Raw genomic sequence first — 15,231 nt, 5'->3', positions numbered from 1 at the left:
TTCTCTCCATTCTATGATACAATGAAAAAAATGATATTAAAGGAGTTTTTATGACTTATCCCAACCTTTTAGATCGTTTCTTGACCTACGTTAAGGTCAATACGCGTTCTGATGAACACTCTGCTACTACTCCAAGTACGCAAAGCCAAGTAGATTTTGCGACCAATATTCTTATCCCTGAAATGAAACGTGTCGGTCTGCAAAATGTTTGCTACCTCCCAAATGGTTTTGCCATTGGTACCTTACCAGCTAATGATCCAAAGCTCGCTCGTAAAATTGGCTTCATCTCCCACATGGACACTGCTGACTTTAATGCTGAGGGAGTTAATCCGCAAGTCATCGAAAATTACGATGGTGGAGCTATCGACTTAGGTGATTCTGGATTTAAACTCAATCCGACTGATTTCAAGAGCCTTGAGAAATATCCAGGCCAAACCCTCATCACAACCGACGGCACGACCTTGCTAGGTGCTGATGACAAGTCAGGGATTGCTGAGATTATGACAGCTATCGAATACTTGACTGCTCATCCTGAAATCAAGCATTGTGAGATTCGTGTTGGTTTTGGACCAGATGAAGAAATCGGTGTCGGTGCCAATAAGTTTGATGCAGATGACTTTGATGTTGATTTTGCCTATACTGTTGATGGTGGACCACTAGGTGAACTTCAGTACGAGACTTTCTCAGCAGCTGCTGCTGAACTCCATTTCCAAGGACGCAATGTTCACCCTGGTACCGCTAAAGGCCAGATGGTCAATGCTCTTCAGTTAGCGATTGATTTTCATAATCAACTTCCAGAGAATGACCGACCTGAACTGACAGATGGTTACCAAGGTTTCTATCATCTTATGGATGTGTCAGGTAGTGTCGAGGAGGCGCGTGCAAGCTACATCATTCGCGATTTTGAAAAGGATGCCTTTGAAGCTCGTAAAGCAGCTATGCAGTCTATTGCTGACAAAATGAATCAAGAGCTTGGGAATGATCGCGTGACCTTAACTCTGACAGACCAGTACTACAATATGAAAGAAGTCATTGAGAAAGATATGACGCCCGTTACCATTGCCAAAGCCGTTATGGAAGATCTGGGAATCACACCAATCATTGAACCGATTCGTGGTGGTACTGATGGCTCTAAGATTTCCTTTATGGGTATTCCAACTCCGAATATCTTTGCTGGTGGTGAAAACATGCACGGACGTTTTGAATACGTCAGCCTTCAGACCATGGAGCGCGCTGTAGATACCATCATTGGCATTGTATCTTATAAAGACTAAAAAAGACGAGGTAGCTCAGCTACTTCGCCTTTCTTTTTATTCCTTTGGTTGAGTACTTGTCTCGGTTTGCTCTTGCTTTTCTGTTGGTTGAGAAGCAGCTGTTTCACTGTCTTTCTCAGACTTAGATTGGCTATCAGTTTCACTTGCTTTTGAACGGAGTTCCTGGTTCAAGCTAATGATCTCTTTAGCTAGAGTGAGGAGACCTTCTTTATCACTGCTTTTAGCTGCAAGTTGATCAAATAGGGCATCAACACGTTCAAAGTCAGCATCGGATCCTTTGTTATCCTCTAAGTACTTGTGAAGAGAGAGCAAGACATTATAGAGTTTTTGGTAGATAATCACCGTTTGTGGATCTTGTTCTGCTTCTTTTTCCTCTCGTTGGATAGTCGCTGCAATACGATTTAAAAGATCCTCAAGTTGTGTTTTAGCTTCGTCAAGGTCTGCATTTTCCTTTTCAGTAGCCGCTTTGATATTAGCTGCTTCTTCAGCTAGGGATTGTTTGACACCATCCTCTTTGACACGTGCTAGGAGTTGGGCAGCTTTTGTTAGAAGAGCATCCACTTCTTCCTTCTTAACATGGCTAACCCGCTCTTCTGGCATAAAATCACCGTAGAGTTCTTTTAGGAATTCATAGATGGCGGTCTTAGCAGTTTGACTATCTACTTTTTCCGTATCTAGAATAGTCTTACCAGCTTTTGTAGATACGGGTTCTTCTTTGAGAGCTTCTTCTACTTCTAGCTTAGTTTGGTAAATAGTTGGGAATAACTTGTTCAAGTCGGTTGCTTTGAGGAAAGATTGTGACTGGTAAAGTTCCCATGTCAACTGGGCAACACGGTTCCGAAGTTCTTCTCTCAAACGACCATCAGATACATGTTCATAGAAATACTTGATGTACTCTACTGTTGTAACCCCTGTTCGATCTCTGAAATCTTGCAAGGCCTGAAGTTTCGCTTCAATGGCAGCCAACTCTGTCTCATCCTGTGCTAGCTTAGCTTCCTGCAAATGTACCAAAAGATCTTTCTTAGGCAAGCCATAAGTATCTGTATCCAGTGTATTGATCTTATCTACTAGGGATTGATACTTCTTATCTAAAGGTGAAGTTTCAACTGGTGCCACACTTTGATCCACATGGATGTATTGTTTATCAAAGAGATCCAAGGCTGCTAGGTATCCAGCAGTTGAGTTTGTTGCCAGTTTTTTCATATTTTCGGTGAACTGCCCCAAAGCAAGTTCAACCCGTCTCTGCATGATTGGCTGGTCTTTGTAGAGACTTCTGCTTTCTGCTAAAAGTTGATCCACCTTAGATAGAACAGTTTGTTCATCAAAAGCCCCAGGTTGATAGGTCGATTGTAGGGCTGGAATCTTGTTTTTCAAAGCTACTTCATAGTCCTTGGTCTGAACCTTAATGTAGTGATTGTGGTCACCATGAGGAATAACAAAACTACCATTTTCTACCTGTAAACTATAAGGAGATACCCCATCACGTAGGGCAGTCGTATAAAGTTCATTTAGGAAATCCAGTTCTGGATTCCCCGTTTGGAGAGGAATACGAACATGTTCTTTTCGAACAGCATAGGGATGGATATGGGTTGGATCATAGGCTTGATCCGGATTTCCAAAGACAAAGAAGCCATTTGAAATACGAATTGCTTCGAGCGGAACCCCGTAAGTCTGTGAGATATACTTGATTTTTTCTTCATCGCTAGCATCTCTTGAGAAACTTTCCACAGTCTTTGCAAGTGGTTGAACATGCTGAGACTGATGATTTTTTTTCAAGTGATCTTGGGCAGCTTTGATTTGGGCTGCAGTCAAGTCCTTCTTAAAGAAATAATGAGCGTGATCTCCATGAGAAACTACAAACCCTTGCTCATCTTCACTAATGACACGGTCAGCTGCAAAACCATGATCATGTTCTTCATCATGATGTGAAGGAGCTACTGGTACAGGCCTTGTGGTATTGTTTGGCAAGGATTGAGGTCCAGTTGTAAGTGATGACTTAGGGATGTAATGGAAATGATTCCCGTGTCTTACAATATAGGCGTTCCCAGTATCTTCCACTACATCATTTGGATTAAAGACATAACCATCATCTGTTGAGTAAGTTCCTGTATTTGTAGAATGATTTTCTGCTCCTCTGTTAAACAGTGGAGTCGAAAGTAGCTGATCGACTTTAGTTGTTTTTACAGATGGAGAAAACGTAGAATTACCATCACTCAACTGAACCATACGTGCAATCTTTTCTTCCAAAGCAGAAAGCTTTGTATACGGAATGAAATGATAGTGATTTCCGTGAGGAATCGCTACGCCACTCGGTGTTCTGCTTGAAATCTTAGCAGGGTCAAAAATCAAGCCATCAGATTCTGCATAACGTTGATTACTTGGAAGTGCATAGAGCTGTTTTAATAAATTCTGAAGGTTCTCTTCTGGATTGCTTGGTGTTTCAGTTTGTTGACTAGAATTAGTGGTTTGACTGGTTCCATTTTGGCTTGGACGATAGTCAGTCACACTTGGCTGTTTTCTAGTTCCAGAGAGGTAGGCTTGCGCAGCAGCCAATTCGCTAGCAGACAAGGAACTCTTAGGTATGTAGTGGTAATGTCCACCATGAGGAACGATATAAGCATCGCCAGTATCCTCTATAATATCAGATGGATTAAAGATGTATCCATCGTCGGTAGTATAGCGTCCTTGTGATCGTGCAAGTGTCACAGCACCGTTAGAAGTTGGCGCATCATGTGTATGACCTTGTTTTTGGCGTTCAATTTCGTCCTTTGTACGAATATTATCAGCATGAGCCGCATCCTTAAGGTAGACATAATACTTGCCATCCACCTTGATAATGTAGCCACCTTTGATTTCGTTGACAATGTCAGCGTCTTTCAGTTGATAATTGGCATCTTTCATCAACAGTTCTTCGCTGAAAATCGCGTCAAAAGGAACTTTACCATTGTAATAATGGAAATGATCACCGTGTGAAGTCACATAACCTTGATCGGTAATTTTCACAACAATTTGTTCAGCCTGAATATCTTCTTTTTTGCTAACTTGATCTGGTGTCTGAGTCTCTGTTTTTTGAGAGTCTTGCTTCCCATCAACGTAAGACACACGGTTATTATCTTTGTTTCCTTCTACCTGGTGTTGGTTCAATGCATAGATGCAAAGGCTTAGGGAAAGGACAAGAGCCGATCCTGCTACAAGGTATTTTTTATTAATTTTCATAATCTCCTCATTTTAATTCTTCTGCAAGAACATTCATATTTTCTTCTAGGTTTTCTAAGTACGTTTTGTCGTTTTCAGGGTCTGCTTCCAAAGGATTGAGTGTTTTTAGATTAACTCCTGTTGATTTGACCAAGGTTTCAGCTACTTTAGAGGAAGCATTGCTTTCAGTAAAAATTGTTTTGACCTTATAGGTTTTGACAAATTCTTGGATTTCAGTCAACTGTCTCGGACTCGGCTCTTGTTCAGGAGAGATACCAGCAATTCCAAGCTGTTTCAATCCAAACCGTTTAGCAAGATAAGAAAAGGCTGTATGTTGTGTAACAAAAGTCTTTTGACTCGCTTTTTCAAAAATAGGCTGGTACTTCTTAGTCAATTCTTGGGCCTTTGCTATAAAGTTTTTAGCATTCTTTTGATAGGTTTCCTTATTGGCACTGTCAATCTCCGAAAGTTTGTCCGCAATAATCTGTGCCTCTTCGCCTGCTTTTTCAGGATCTAACCAAGTGTGAGGGTCATAGAGTGTTTTTTCATCGATGCCGTCACCAGCTTCTACATCTTCTAAGCCAGGTACACGCTCCAATGTCATTCCTTCAGAAGCTTCTAAAACTTTAACTTTTGAGTTTTTCAAGTTAGGATCCAGACTTCCCGCCCAAGATTCGAGCGTATGAGAGTGGTAGACAAAGACATCCGCGTCATAGATAGCAGCAATATCATTTGCTGAAGGTTCAAAGGAGTGAATACCACTACTTGACTGAATCATCCGTACATCATTCAAGTCACCTGATACCTCTTTGACCATGGCATAGATTGGGTAAAAACTTGTTACTATCTTCATCCCTTTTGCTTCTTGTTTTTCTTTTTGACTACATGCTCCTAAGACAAGAACCAACAGGCCTGTCATTAATAATAGAAATGTTCTTTTTTTCATCATTACTCCTTAACTAGTATTTAACCATTTAATTAACTAGTAAATAGTTTATCTTTATTTACACTATCTGTCAAGATATTTTACATATTTTCATGAAAAAAATGAGAACTAGAACTTACATTCTGTTCTCATTTTCGATTTTAACTTTTCTAGTTCTCCTATCCTGTTTTTTAGGAACTAGAAAATGCTGCTACCTTTACTTACTCTCCTTTAACAATGCCAACAACTTTTCAGCTTCTGCCATAATAGTATTGTTGTCCTGAGCGCCAAATAGCAAGTTATTCTTTAATCCCGTTAGAGTTTCTTTGGCATTGGACTTGATAATGGGGTCTTGGATTTTTGCAAGTAAATCTTCAGCTTCTCTCAACTTCGCTTCAACCTTTTCAGTCTCAACCTGAGTTTCTTCTGGCTCCTCTGGCGATTCTTCCTCAGGTTCCTCTGTTGGTTTTGGAGACTCTGGTTTCTCACTTTGAGGCTTCTCTTCGTGAGGTTTTTCTTCCTCAGGTTTGTCTGTCCGAGGTTTTTCCTCTGTTGGTTTTTCCGTTTGATTGGTATCAGCTTGACCATTTTGGTTTCTTTGAACATGGTCACTTGCATTTCCCCAACCACTATCTGAATGCGGACGTTCGTTTGGATGTTCGACATAGTACTTGACAGTCGCAAAGAGATCCTCAAGAGTATATCCTTTAGGTGCTTCATAAAGTCCTTCGTCAAACCACTTAAATTTGATGTTATGGTAATGGTCATAATGAGGAATGATGAAACTACCGTTTTTGACTTCCACAGTATGTTGGAGATTATATGGAATACGATCAAGGGGCACCTTCTTAGCTGCTTTCACGCGGTTGTAGATAGCTTCTGCTTCTTTAGCCTCAGTGTTTCCTGAACCTTGATGGTCTGTTGAAGGAGGAGTCAAACCTTTCTCTTTAGCATAAGCCTGGGCTGCCGCTCTTTCGGCTTCAGACAAACTATCTTTCTTAATCCAATGACTATGGGTCATATGTGGAGTTACATAGGCATCCCCCTCATCACTGGTGATATCACGAGGATCAAAGATATAACCGTCTTCTGTTGTATACTTACCTGCCAGCTTGGCTACTTGAATCTCATCATCAGTATAAGAAATTTGCGCATTTGCTTTTCCTAAACGTTCTGGATGACGAATCGGTGCTAAAAAGGCCAAGATATCATCGACCAACTGGACTTTATCACTTGAGGCATCGTTGAGTCGTTCCAAGAGTTTATCCAAAGCCTCAAAATCAGCTTGGCGCCCTTTATTATCAAGTAAGTCTTGATGAACTCTTGCTAGTAAATCATAAGCCTTATTGTAAAATCCTTGATCACCAGATGGAAGGTTGGTTTTCTTAGGACCTAACTCATGAGAATAACTTTCCTGCTTGGCTAGTTTACTATCAATGGCTGCTGCTGTTTCTGCGGAAAGTTCCTTGGCAGAAATATAACGTGAGGCTCCATTCTCCTCAAATACATAGCCATCAGCTACTTTTCGAATCGCCTGTTTGACTAATTTCTCATCAATTGGATTGCTTGGAGCTAGTTGAGGAGTTGGTGCAGGTTGCGGATTCGGTTGTGGGTTTGGTTGTTCTGGTCTTGAATCTGGCACCCAATGGTTCGAACTGTAACGAAGTGGAATGATGCGAGCGATTCGCTCTTCTAACTCAGACATTTGTTCATAAGGGATAAAGTGGTAATGGTTACCATGAGGGACAGCTACACCTCTGGCTGTACGACTTGTGATTTGCGCTGGATCAAAGACAAGTCCATCTGATTCCACGTGTCGTTGGCTCAAAGGCAGTTTGTAGAGCTGTCTCAAAAGACTATCAATGTCATCACTTTGACTTGCTTGACTGTTAGTGTTACTGTTGTTGCTTGTGTTAGTATTGGTAGTTCCCTGATTGCTTACAGAAGGAACCCAGTTAGTTCTTGGGCTGCTATCGCTATTTTGTCGGCGATAGGTTCTTGAACTTGACAAACTTCCCCGACCAGATAGGAAGGCTTCTGCAGCAGCCAATTCGCTAGCTGATAACTCATTCTTAGGAATATAATGGTAATGATCACCATGAGGAACGATATAAGCATCGCCAGTATCCTCAATGATATCAGATGCATTAAATATGTAACCATCATCTGTGGTATAACGTCCTTGCGAACGTGCCAGAGCTACAGCACCATCGTTTCTTGGAGTCCCACCTTCACGATGCTGACTATGCTCTTGTTTTTGTCGATTGATTTCCTCTTTTGTACGGACATTATCAGCATGGGCAGCATCCTTAAGGTAAACATAGTATTTTCCATCTACCTTAATAACATAACCACCCTTGACCTCATTAACAATATCCTCATCTTTTAGCCTATAGTTTGGATCCTTCATGAGTAATTCTTCACTAAAAATCGCATCATAAGGAACCTTACCATTATAATAATGATAGTGGTCGCCATGTGAAGTGACATAGCCTTGGTCTGTTATCTTGATGACGATTTGCTCTGCATTAATTCCTTCACGTTTGCTAACCTCATCAGGAGTCAGATTCTCCGTTTTTTGCGTTGCTTGTTTTCCATCTATATAGGAAACACGATTATTTTCCTTAATCGTTCTGGCTTGATAAAGTCCCAACTCGTAAGAACAAACACTTAAAATCAAAGCTGCCGCAGAACCAGCAAGGTATTTTTTATTAATTTTCATCGAAACTCTCTTTCTTTTTGATATTTCTAGTCGCAATTCATTTCTAAATTGCAGAAACTCCTCTCTAATAGTTAACTGGTTAATAGTTTACTCCTAAATTTTCAACTTGTCAAGAATTTTATGAACCGGTTAAGTATTTTTTTGTTCTAACCACCACTTTTTCAAGATTGGACTTTCTATAAGAAAGATTTTCTTGAAAATTCTTTTTAAAATATCAAAAAAAATCCCTACAACCGAGTTGCAAGGACTTTTTGATTATTCAAAATCAACGTATTCTTTTTGAAGTTCAAGAACTTCTTCCATTGTTGAGCATTCTGTAAGGGCACGGTTAGCGTACTCTTCCATCTTAGCTGTGTCGAGTTTCTTCATCAAGCTACGTGTACGAAGTACAGATGTTGCTGACATAGAGAACTCATCCAAGCCCATTCCGACAAGAAGTGGAACAGCTTGTTGGTCACCAGCCATCTCACCACACATACCAGCCCATTTACCTTCAGCGTGAGCTGCTTTGATAACGTTGTTGATCAAGCGAAGGATTGATGGGTTGTATGGTTGGTAAAGGTATGAAACTTGCTCGTTCATACGGTCTGCTGCCATTGTGTATTGGATCAAGTCGTTTGTACCAATTGAGAAGAAGTCAACTTCTTTGGCAAATTGGTCTGCAAGCATAGCTGCTGCAGGAATCTCGATCATGATACCAACTTGAATATTATCCGCAACTGCAACACCTTCAGCAAGAAGGTTTGCTTTTTCTTCGTCAAAGACTGCTTTGGCTGCACGGAATTCTTTCAAGAGCGCAACCATTGGGAACATGATACGCAATTGACCGTGAACAGACGCACGAAGAAGGGCACGGATTTGTGTGCGGAACATAGCATCTCCAGTCTCAGAGATAGAGATACGAAGGGCACGGAATCCAAGGAATGGGTTCATTTCGTGAGGCATATCGAAGTAAGGAAGTTCCTTATCTCCACCGATATCCATTGTACGAACGACAACAGGTTTACCGTTCATTCCTTCAAGTACAGCCTTGTAAGCTTCGTACTGCTCGTCTTCTGTTGGGAAGTCTTGAGAATCCATGTACAAGAACTCTGTACGGTAAAGACCAACAGCTTCAGCACCGTTGTCATTGACACCTTCCACGTCTTTGGGAGTACCAATGTTTGCAGCCAATTCAAAGTGTTTACCATCCGCAGTTACTGTTTTAGCATCTTTCAAGAGCGCCCATTCAGCTTTTTGCTTCGCATAAGCTTCACCAGCAGCCTTGAATTCAGCCGCTTGCTCATCAGTTGGGTTGATAATAACCTCACCTGTGATACCGTTAACGGCAAGGATGTCACCATCTTTAACGATTTCAGTGATGTTGTTTGTACCCAATACAGCAGCAATTTCAAGCGTACGTGCCATGATAGCTGAGTGGCTTGTACGTCCACCAATGTTGGTTACAAAAGCTTTTACAAAGTTTTTGTCCAATTGAGCTGTATCAGAAGGAGTCAAGTCATGAGCAATGACGATTACTTCTTCATTGATGGAAGCTGGGTTTGGCAATTTTTTACCAAGTAGATTTGCCAATACACGTTTTGTCACGTCGCGGATATCCGCTGCACGTTCTTGCATGTATGGGTTGTCTTCCATACCTTCAAAGATAGTGATAAACATGTCTGTAACTTCTTTCAAACCTGCTTCTGCATTCACTTTCTTCGCACGGATTGTTTCTTTGATTTGGCTGATCATTTCTGGGTCAGCAAGAACCATTAAGTGAGCGTCAAAAACTTGAGCTGCTTCTTCCCCTAGCGTACCTACTGCTTTCTCGCGAATAACAGAAAGCTCGTCTTGTGATGCTTGTAGAGCGGCATCAAGGCGAGCTTCTTCTGCGTTTGTATCTTCGACTGTAACAGTCTCGAATGACAAATCCGGTTGAACGAGTAGATATGCTTTTGCAACTGCAACACCGTCAGATGCTGCGATTCCTTTAAGCATTTCTGTCATTTCCTTATGCCAATCCTTCTTTTTCCATTGTTTCTGAGATAGCAGCGATTGCGTCGTCAGCATCTGCACCTTCAGCTGAAATTGTAACGTCAGCACCTTGGCCAACACCAAGACTCATAACACCCATGATAGATTTAAGGTTTACTGATTTACCTTTGTACTCAAGAGTAATATCTGAAGCAAATTTGCTAGCTGTTTGAACCAACAATGTTGCTGGGCGTGCGTGAATACCTGTTTCTGCCACTACGTGGAAATCTTTAGAAGCCATAGTTTGACTCTCCTTTAAGTGTTTTCTATTTGAGTTATATGTGATAACCCTTACAAGATTGTATTATATCATCTTCAAGATAATTTTTCAAGTATTTTATGGACTTTTACTGAAAATGAAATTACTTCTTTTTCTATTAAATGAGCACTCTAGTAACTAAATAGCATATCTAAACACTAATTGTTCAAAGAATGTCATCATCAAAATTCAATTTTCAAAGCTATTTTCCCTTAATACCAATCAGAGGACAATCCTAGTAAATAATGAAATAATACTATTTAACTATAATTAATATAACTCAGTAAATCCATTATTTGAAAAGACTTCATCAAATCCTGAAATTCTAAAACCTACTCTTACCATCAACAGTAGAGAATTTATTCAATTTGCTACTTAAAGTAAAATAAGTTTGTAGCCCCTAACAGTAAAAAGGTAGATATATCTAAGTGGTATAAGTAGAACTAAAACTTTGATTGATTCCATTCAAATAAAGTATCCAACCAGTCAAAAACGACATTATGGGCGAGTCTTAGATTATTGACTTGGCAATGAGCGTCCGCACCACTTTCCGCCTCAAATACTTGAAGTTTAGTTTGTTGATTTTTAGATTTAAGTTCTTCATAAATCACCTTAGTTTGATGCTGCAGTTCAGCACCCTCACCCTTTCCCATGATAAACAGGCATGGGCATTGAATTTTTTGATAATCTACAATCTTTGCATAGTTAAATACATCATCAATAGCACTCTTAAAATCAGAAGTACCAAACTGCCATGCATACTTTTTAAGATTCAAATTTGCTGATTCATTCAAATTTCCAGCTAATTTTAAAATGGCATTTATTAACCAACTAGGTGCTTTCAAACTTGATCCGAATTCTTTTCTGAAGAGCTCTGCAACGTCGTAAATAGGGGTACTAGCAATCCAAGCATGAATTCTTGGATCCTTTTCGACAGCTTGTGCGGTAAAATATCCCCCTCCGCTGACACCATAAATAGCTAAATAATTTAGTTTAGGATTTCTATTTTCCAACCAGTCTATGCATAATGAAATTGGAATAGAAGCATCCACATCAAAGACCAGCCCTCTACTAGGATTGCTCCCTTGACCAGGAAGATCAACCATTAAAACATTATAATTTCGTATCCATCCAGGATATCCTGCAAAATAAAATAAATCTTCGCGATAAGTATCACCTCCACCAATCATAATCAGCGTTGGGCAATTATCACCGCTATGAAGATAATAACCAGGCAAGTAGGAATCTTGATAAGCAATAGTTAGTTTTTCAATCGGTGTACCTAGTGAATGAATTGCACTAGAGAACGCCTTCTCCATTTGACAAACGATAGGTAAGTATTCGGCAGAAAATGGATCAGTAAACTGGATTGCCGATCGAAGTGAGTAGGTCTGTGCGAGATAATACTGCGCCTTTGTTTGTTCACTCAAACCTAAATTACTAACCTTTTGTTCAAGATAGTTCACATGTGATAAAAACTCATTTTTCCAGTCATCAGGTTTTGGTGAATTACCTAACTTTTGAGCAAGATAATACAGCTCTCCATGAGAGAAGCCAAAAACTTCACCGATTCCTAGCAACCAATTAAAGAAAAAATCCGTATCCCCATTCTTAAAAAATACGCGAGTAGATTGCCGTTTTAAAATAACCTCGTTTTCTTTCACCACGCACCTCCTGATTTGCATTCTTTCATTTATTAATCTATTAATTCTATTTCCCTAACAACATTATACTATATATTTCCACAGTAAGTATAAGTTTCTAAAGTGAATAACTCTATTCTAATAGTTTTTGCATATTCAACATTTATCTAACTCATCTACTGTCTTTTATATTTTTTAAATAGTCTATATACCTAAATATCGTAATCGCTATAAACTCTTTTCATAGCTTCATTTTTAAATTTATTCCTATCTATAAGTTCTATGGTCACTACTAGTATACCACATAAAGCGAATACTTCCCAAAAATTACAGTTATATACTCTCTATCAAGAATACGAAATTCATAATCTATTTGGATGAATGCAGTATAATCTAACATCTTCATTTTAGTTATCTTTTAAATATTTTAATACAAAATATAGGGACATCTTGTGCAGAGACTTTCTTTTTTTCATTAATATTACAGTTTCAGTTTTGTTAAAGCATTGTCTCCGCTAAACTTATTCATGCTCTTACGATTTTTGCCATTTTCAACTTCTTTCAAAAACCACTATATCTTGTATTTTAATTTTAAAACTGTAACTTTTAGGCACAAGATTTAGTTTAAAAAGTTTGACAAAGTTTTTTTTTCTGATATACTAAGAAAGTAATCAAATTTTATGAGGAGTTACGAAAATGGTAACGGTTTATTCTAAAAATAATTGTGTACAATGTAAAATGACCAAACGTTTCTTGGATAGTAACAATGTCGCTTATCGTGAGATCAATCTCGACGAGCAACCAGAGTATATTGATCAGGTTAAAGAGCTCGGTTTCAGCGCAGCTCCTGTTATCCAAACACCAACTGAAGTCTTTTCAGGCTTCCAGCCAGGAAAACTGAAACAATTAGCATAATCTTAGTACATCATCCAGAAGAAACTCGCTTCTAGGGCTAACTTAGAGGCCTTTCTTTTGTAATTAGATAAGGGAATTTTTATGGGATTAAAACATCTTGAGGACGTAACTTACTTCCGTCTCAATAACGAAATCAACCGTCCTGTTAATGGACAAATCATGCTTCATAAAGATAAGGATGCCTTGGATGCCTTCTTTAAAGAAAATGTAGTTCCAAATACTATGGTTTTTGATTCGATCACTGATAAAATCAACTACCTCATTAAACACAACTACATCGAAACTGCCTTTCTCAAGAAATACCGTCCAGAGTTTTTGGAAGAATTGCATCAATTCATCAAGGATCAAAACTTCCAATTCAAATCATTCATGGCTGCCTACAAGTTTTACAATCAGTACGCCTTGAAAACTAATGACGGTGAATATTACCTTGAAAGCATGGAAGACCGCGTCTTCTTTAATGCGCTTTATTTCGCTGACGGTGATGAGGCGATTGCGACTGATATTGCCAATGAAATCATCCACCAACGCTACCAACCAGCTACTCCTTCCTTCTTGAATGCTGGTCGTGCTCGTCGTGGAGAGTTGGTATCTTGTTTCTTGATTCAAGTAACTGATGACATGAACTCTATCGGACGTTCTATCAACTCTGCTCTTCAACTTTCTCGTATCGGTGGTGGTGTGGGAATTTCTCTCAGCAACCTTCGTGAAGCTGGTGCACCTATCAAGGGTTATGAAGGAGCAGCTTCTGGTGTCGTACCAGTTATGAAGCTTTTTGAAGACAGCTTCTCTTACTCAAACCAACTTGGTCAACGTCAAGGTGCTGGGGTTGTCTACCTCAACGTCTTTCACCCAGATATCATCGCTTTCCTTTCAACCAAGAAAGAAAATGCCGATGAAAAAGTTCGGGTTAAGACCCTTTCACTCGGTGTTGTAGTACCCGATAAATTCTACGAATTGGCTCGAAAAAATGAAGAAATGTATCTCTTTAGCCCATATTCTGTAGAGCTTGAATATGGTGTGCCATTCAACTACATCGACATCACTGAAAAATACGATGAATTGGTTGCAAATCCAAATATCCGCAAGACAAAAATCAAAGCGCGTGATTTGGAAACTGAAATCTCTAAATTGCAACAAGAGTCTGGTTACCCTTATGTAGTCAACATTGATACGGCTAACCGTGCAAATCCAATTGATGGGAAAATCATCATGAGTAACTTGTGTTCTGAGATTCTTCAAGTTCAAGAACCAAGCTTGATCAACGATGCTCAAGAATTCCTTCAAATGGGAACAGACGTTTCATGTAACCTTGGTTCAACAAACGTGGTCAACATGATGACTTCACCTGACTTTGGTCGTTCTATCCGTGCTATGGTCCGTGCTTTGACATTCGTTACAGATAGTTCACACATTGTAGCTGTACCTACTATCGACCACGGAAATAGCTTGGCCCACACCTTTGGTCTTGGTGCCATGGGACTTCACAGCTACCTTGCCCAACAACTGATCGAATATGGATCACCTGAGTCAGTTGAATTTACAAGCATCTACTTTATGCTTATGAACTACTGGACTTTGGTGGAGTCAAATAATATCGCTCGCGAACGTGGTATCACCTTCCACAACTTTGAAAAATCAGACTATGCTAACGGTAGCTACTTTGACAAGTATGTGACAGGCAAATTTGTTCCAAAATCAGACCGTGTTAAAGAACTCTTCAAAGATGTCTTTATTCCAAGTGCTGCTGATTGGGCTGAACTTCGCGAAAAGGTTCAAGCAGATGGACTTTACCACCAAAACCGTCTAGCTGTTGCTCCAAATGGTTCTATCAGCTACATCAACGACGTTTCTGCTTCTATCCATCCTATTACGCAACGCATCGAAGAACGTCAAGAGAAGAAAATCGGTAAAATCTACTATCCAGCTGCAGGCTTGTCTACAGATACCATTCCTTACTACACTTCTGCTTATGACATGGATATGCGTAAGGTGATTGATGTTTACGCTGCTGCAACTGAACACGTGGATCAAGGGCTTTCACTCACCCTCTTCATGCGTAGTGATATTCCAAAAGGTCTTTACGAATGGAAGAAGGAAAATAAACAAACGACACGTGATTTGTCTATCCTTCGTAACTATGCCTTTAACAAGGGAATCAAGTCAATTTACTACGTTCGTACCTTTACAGACGACGGTGGAGAAGTCGGTGCTAACCAATGTGAAAGCTGTGTGATTTGATTTTTTATTCTAAATTGTTCAAATTTATAGCTTAACTTTTC

9 protein-coding genes are annotated in these 15,231 nt (G+C 39.6%); 3 read left to right on the top strand and 6 right to left on the bottom strand.

The features are described 5' to 3' along the window. Nucleotides 1-50: 50 nt before the first annotated feature. Nucleotides 51-1,274 (top strand): peptidase T, encoded by a 1,224-nt coding sequence (gene pepT / locus M1F97_RS02945; protein ID WP_247944134.1) that lies wholly within the window; start codon nt 51-53, stop codon nt 1,272-1,274. A gap of 36 nt (nt 1,275-1,310) precedes the next feature. Here the strand turns inward: pepT and M1F97_RS02940 are convergent, their stop codons facing one another. The 6 genes from M1F97_RS02940 to M1F97_RS02915 form a co-directional block, all read right to left on the bottom strand. After that, a complete protein-coding gene (locus tag M1F97_RS02940) occupies nt 1,311-4,490 on the bottom strand; it encodes a pneumococcal-type histidine triad protein (protein WP_247944133.1) in 3,180 nt (1,059 codons plus the stop codon). A gap of 7 nt (nt 4,491-4,497) precedes the next feature. Then, nucleotides 4,498-5,415, bottom strand: a complete 918-nt coding sequence (locus M1F97_RS02935; RefSeq protein WP_247944132.1) for a metal ABC transporter solute-binding protein, Zn/Mn family — start codon at nt 5,413-5,415, stop codon at nt 4,498-4,500. Nucleotides 5,416-5,611: 196 nt separating this feature from the next. Further along, entirely contained in the window at nt 5,612-8,116 is a 2,505-nt protein-coding gene (locus M1F97_RS02930; protein WP_247944131.1) for a pneumococcal-type histidine triad protein, read from the bottom strand. 255 nt (nt 8,117-8,371) lie between these two features. Beyond that, nucleotides 8,372-10,105, bottom strand: coding sequence for a phosphoenolpyruvate--protein phosphotransferase (ptsP, locus tag M1F97_RS02925; RefSeq protein WP_247944319.1), 1,734 nt, complete (start codon nt 10,103-10,105; stop codon nt 8,372-8,374). A gap of 4 nt (nt 10,106-10,109) precedes the next feature. Beyond that, nucleotides 10,110-10,373 (bottom strand): phosphocarrier protein HPr, encoded by a 264-nt coding sequence (locus tag M1F97_RS02920; RefSeq protein WP_000146947.1) that lies wholly within the window; start codon nt 10,371-10,373, stop codon nt 10,110-10,112. A gap of 461 nt (nt 10,374-10,834) precedes the next feature. Then, complete coding sequence (locus M1F97_RS02915) at nt 10,835-12,055, bottom strand: alpha/beta hydrolase family protein (RefSeq protein WP_247944130.1); 1,221 nt, start codon at nt 12,053-12,055, stop codon at nt 10,835-10,837. 675 nt (nt 12,056-12,730) lie between these two features. On the opposite strand from M1F97_RS02915, the gene nrdH reads away from it, so the two are divergent. Both nrdH and nrdE read left to right on the top strand, forming a co-directional pair. Then, nucleotides 12,731-12,949: a glutaredoxin-like protein NrdH gene (gene nrdH, locus M1F97_RS02910; RefSeq protein WP_000259240.1), complete on the top strand. Its 219-nt coding sequence runs from the start codon at nt 12,731-12,733 to the stop codon at nt 12,947-12,949. An 81-nt stretch (nt 12,950-13,030) separates the two neighbouring features. Beyond that, a complete protein-coding gene (gene nrdE / locus M1F97_RS02905; RefSeq protein ID WP_247944129.1) occupies nt 13,031-15,190 on the top strand; it encodes a class 1b ribonucleoside-diphosphate reductase subunit alpha in 2,160 nt (719 codons plus the stop codon). Nucleotides 15,191-15,231 lie beyond the last annotated feature (41 nt).

It is taken from the genome of Streptococcus oralis (assembly GCF_023110435.1).
Taxonomy (GTDB): domain Bacteria; phylum Bacillota; class Bacilli; order Lactobacillales; family Streptococcaceae; genus Streptococcus; species Streptococcus oralis_CF.
The sequence above is the reverse complement of the archived record's forward strand: the minus strand, read 5'-3'. Positions and strand labels throughout refer to the sequence as shown.

Coding starts and splice junctions, on each gene's coding strand:
- ptsP (WP_247944319.1), bottom strand. CDS start 10,105: ATGACAGAAATGCTTAAAGGAATCGCAGCATCTGACGGTGTTGCAGTT.
- M1F97_RS02940 (WP_247944133.1), bottom strand. CDS start 4,490: ATGAAAATTAATAAAAAATACCTTGTAGCAGGATCGGCTCTTGTCCTT.
- nrdE (WP_247944129.1), top strand. CDS start 13,031: ATGGGATTAAAACATCTTGAGGACGTAACTTACTTCCGTCTCAATAAC.
- M1F97_RS02935 (WP_247944132.1), bottom strand. CDS start 5,415: ATGAAAAAAAGAACATTTCTATTATTAATGACAGGCCTGTTGGTTCTT.
- M1F97_RS02930 (WP_247944131.1), bottom strand. CDS start 8,116: ATGAAAATTAATAAAAAATACCTTGCTGGTTCTGCGGCAGCTTTGATT.
- M1F97_RS02920 (WP_000146947.1), bottom strand. CDS start 10,373: ATGGCTTCTAAAGATTTCCACGTAGTGGCAGAAACAGGTATTCACGCA.
- pepT (WP_247944134.1), top strand. CDS start 51: ATGACTTATCCCAACCTTTTAGATCGTTTCTTGACCTACGTTAAGGTC.
- nrdH (WP_000259240.1), top strand. CDS start 12,731: ATGGTAACGGTTTATTCTAAAAATAATTGTGTACAATGTAAAATGACC.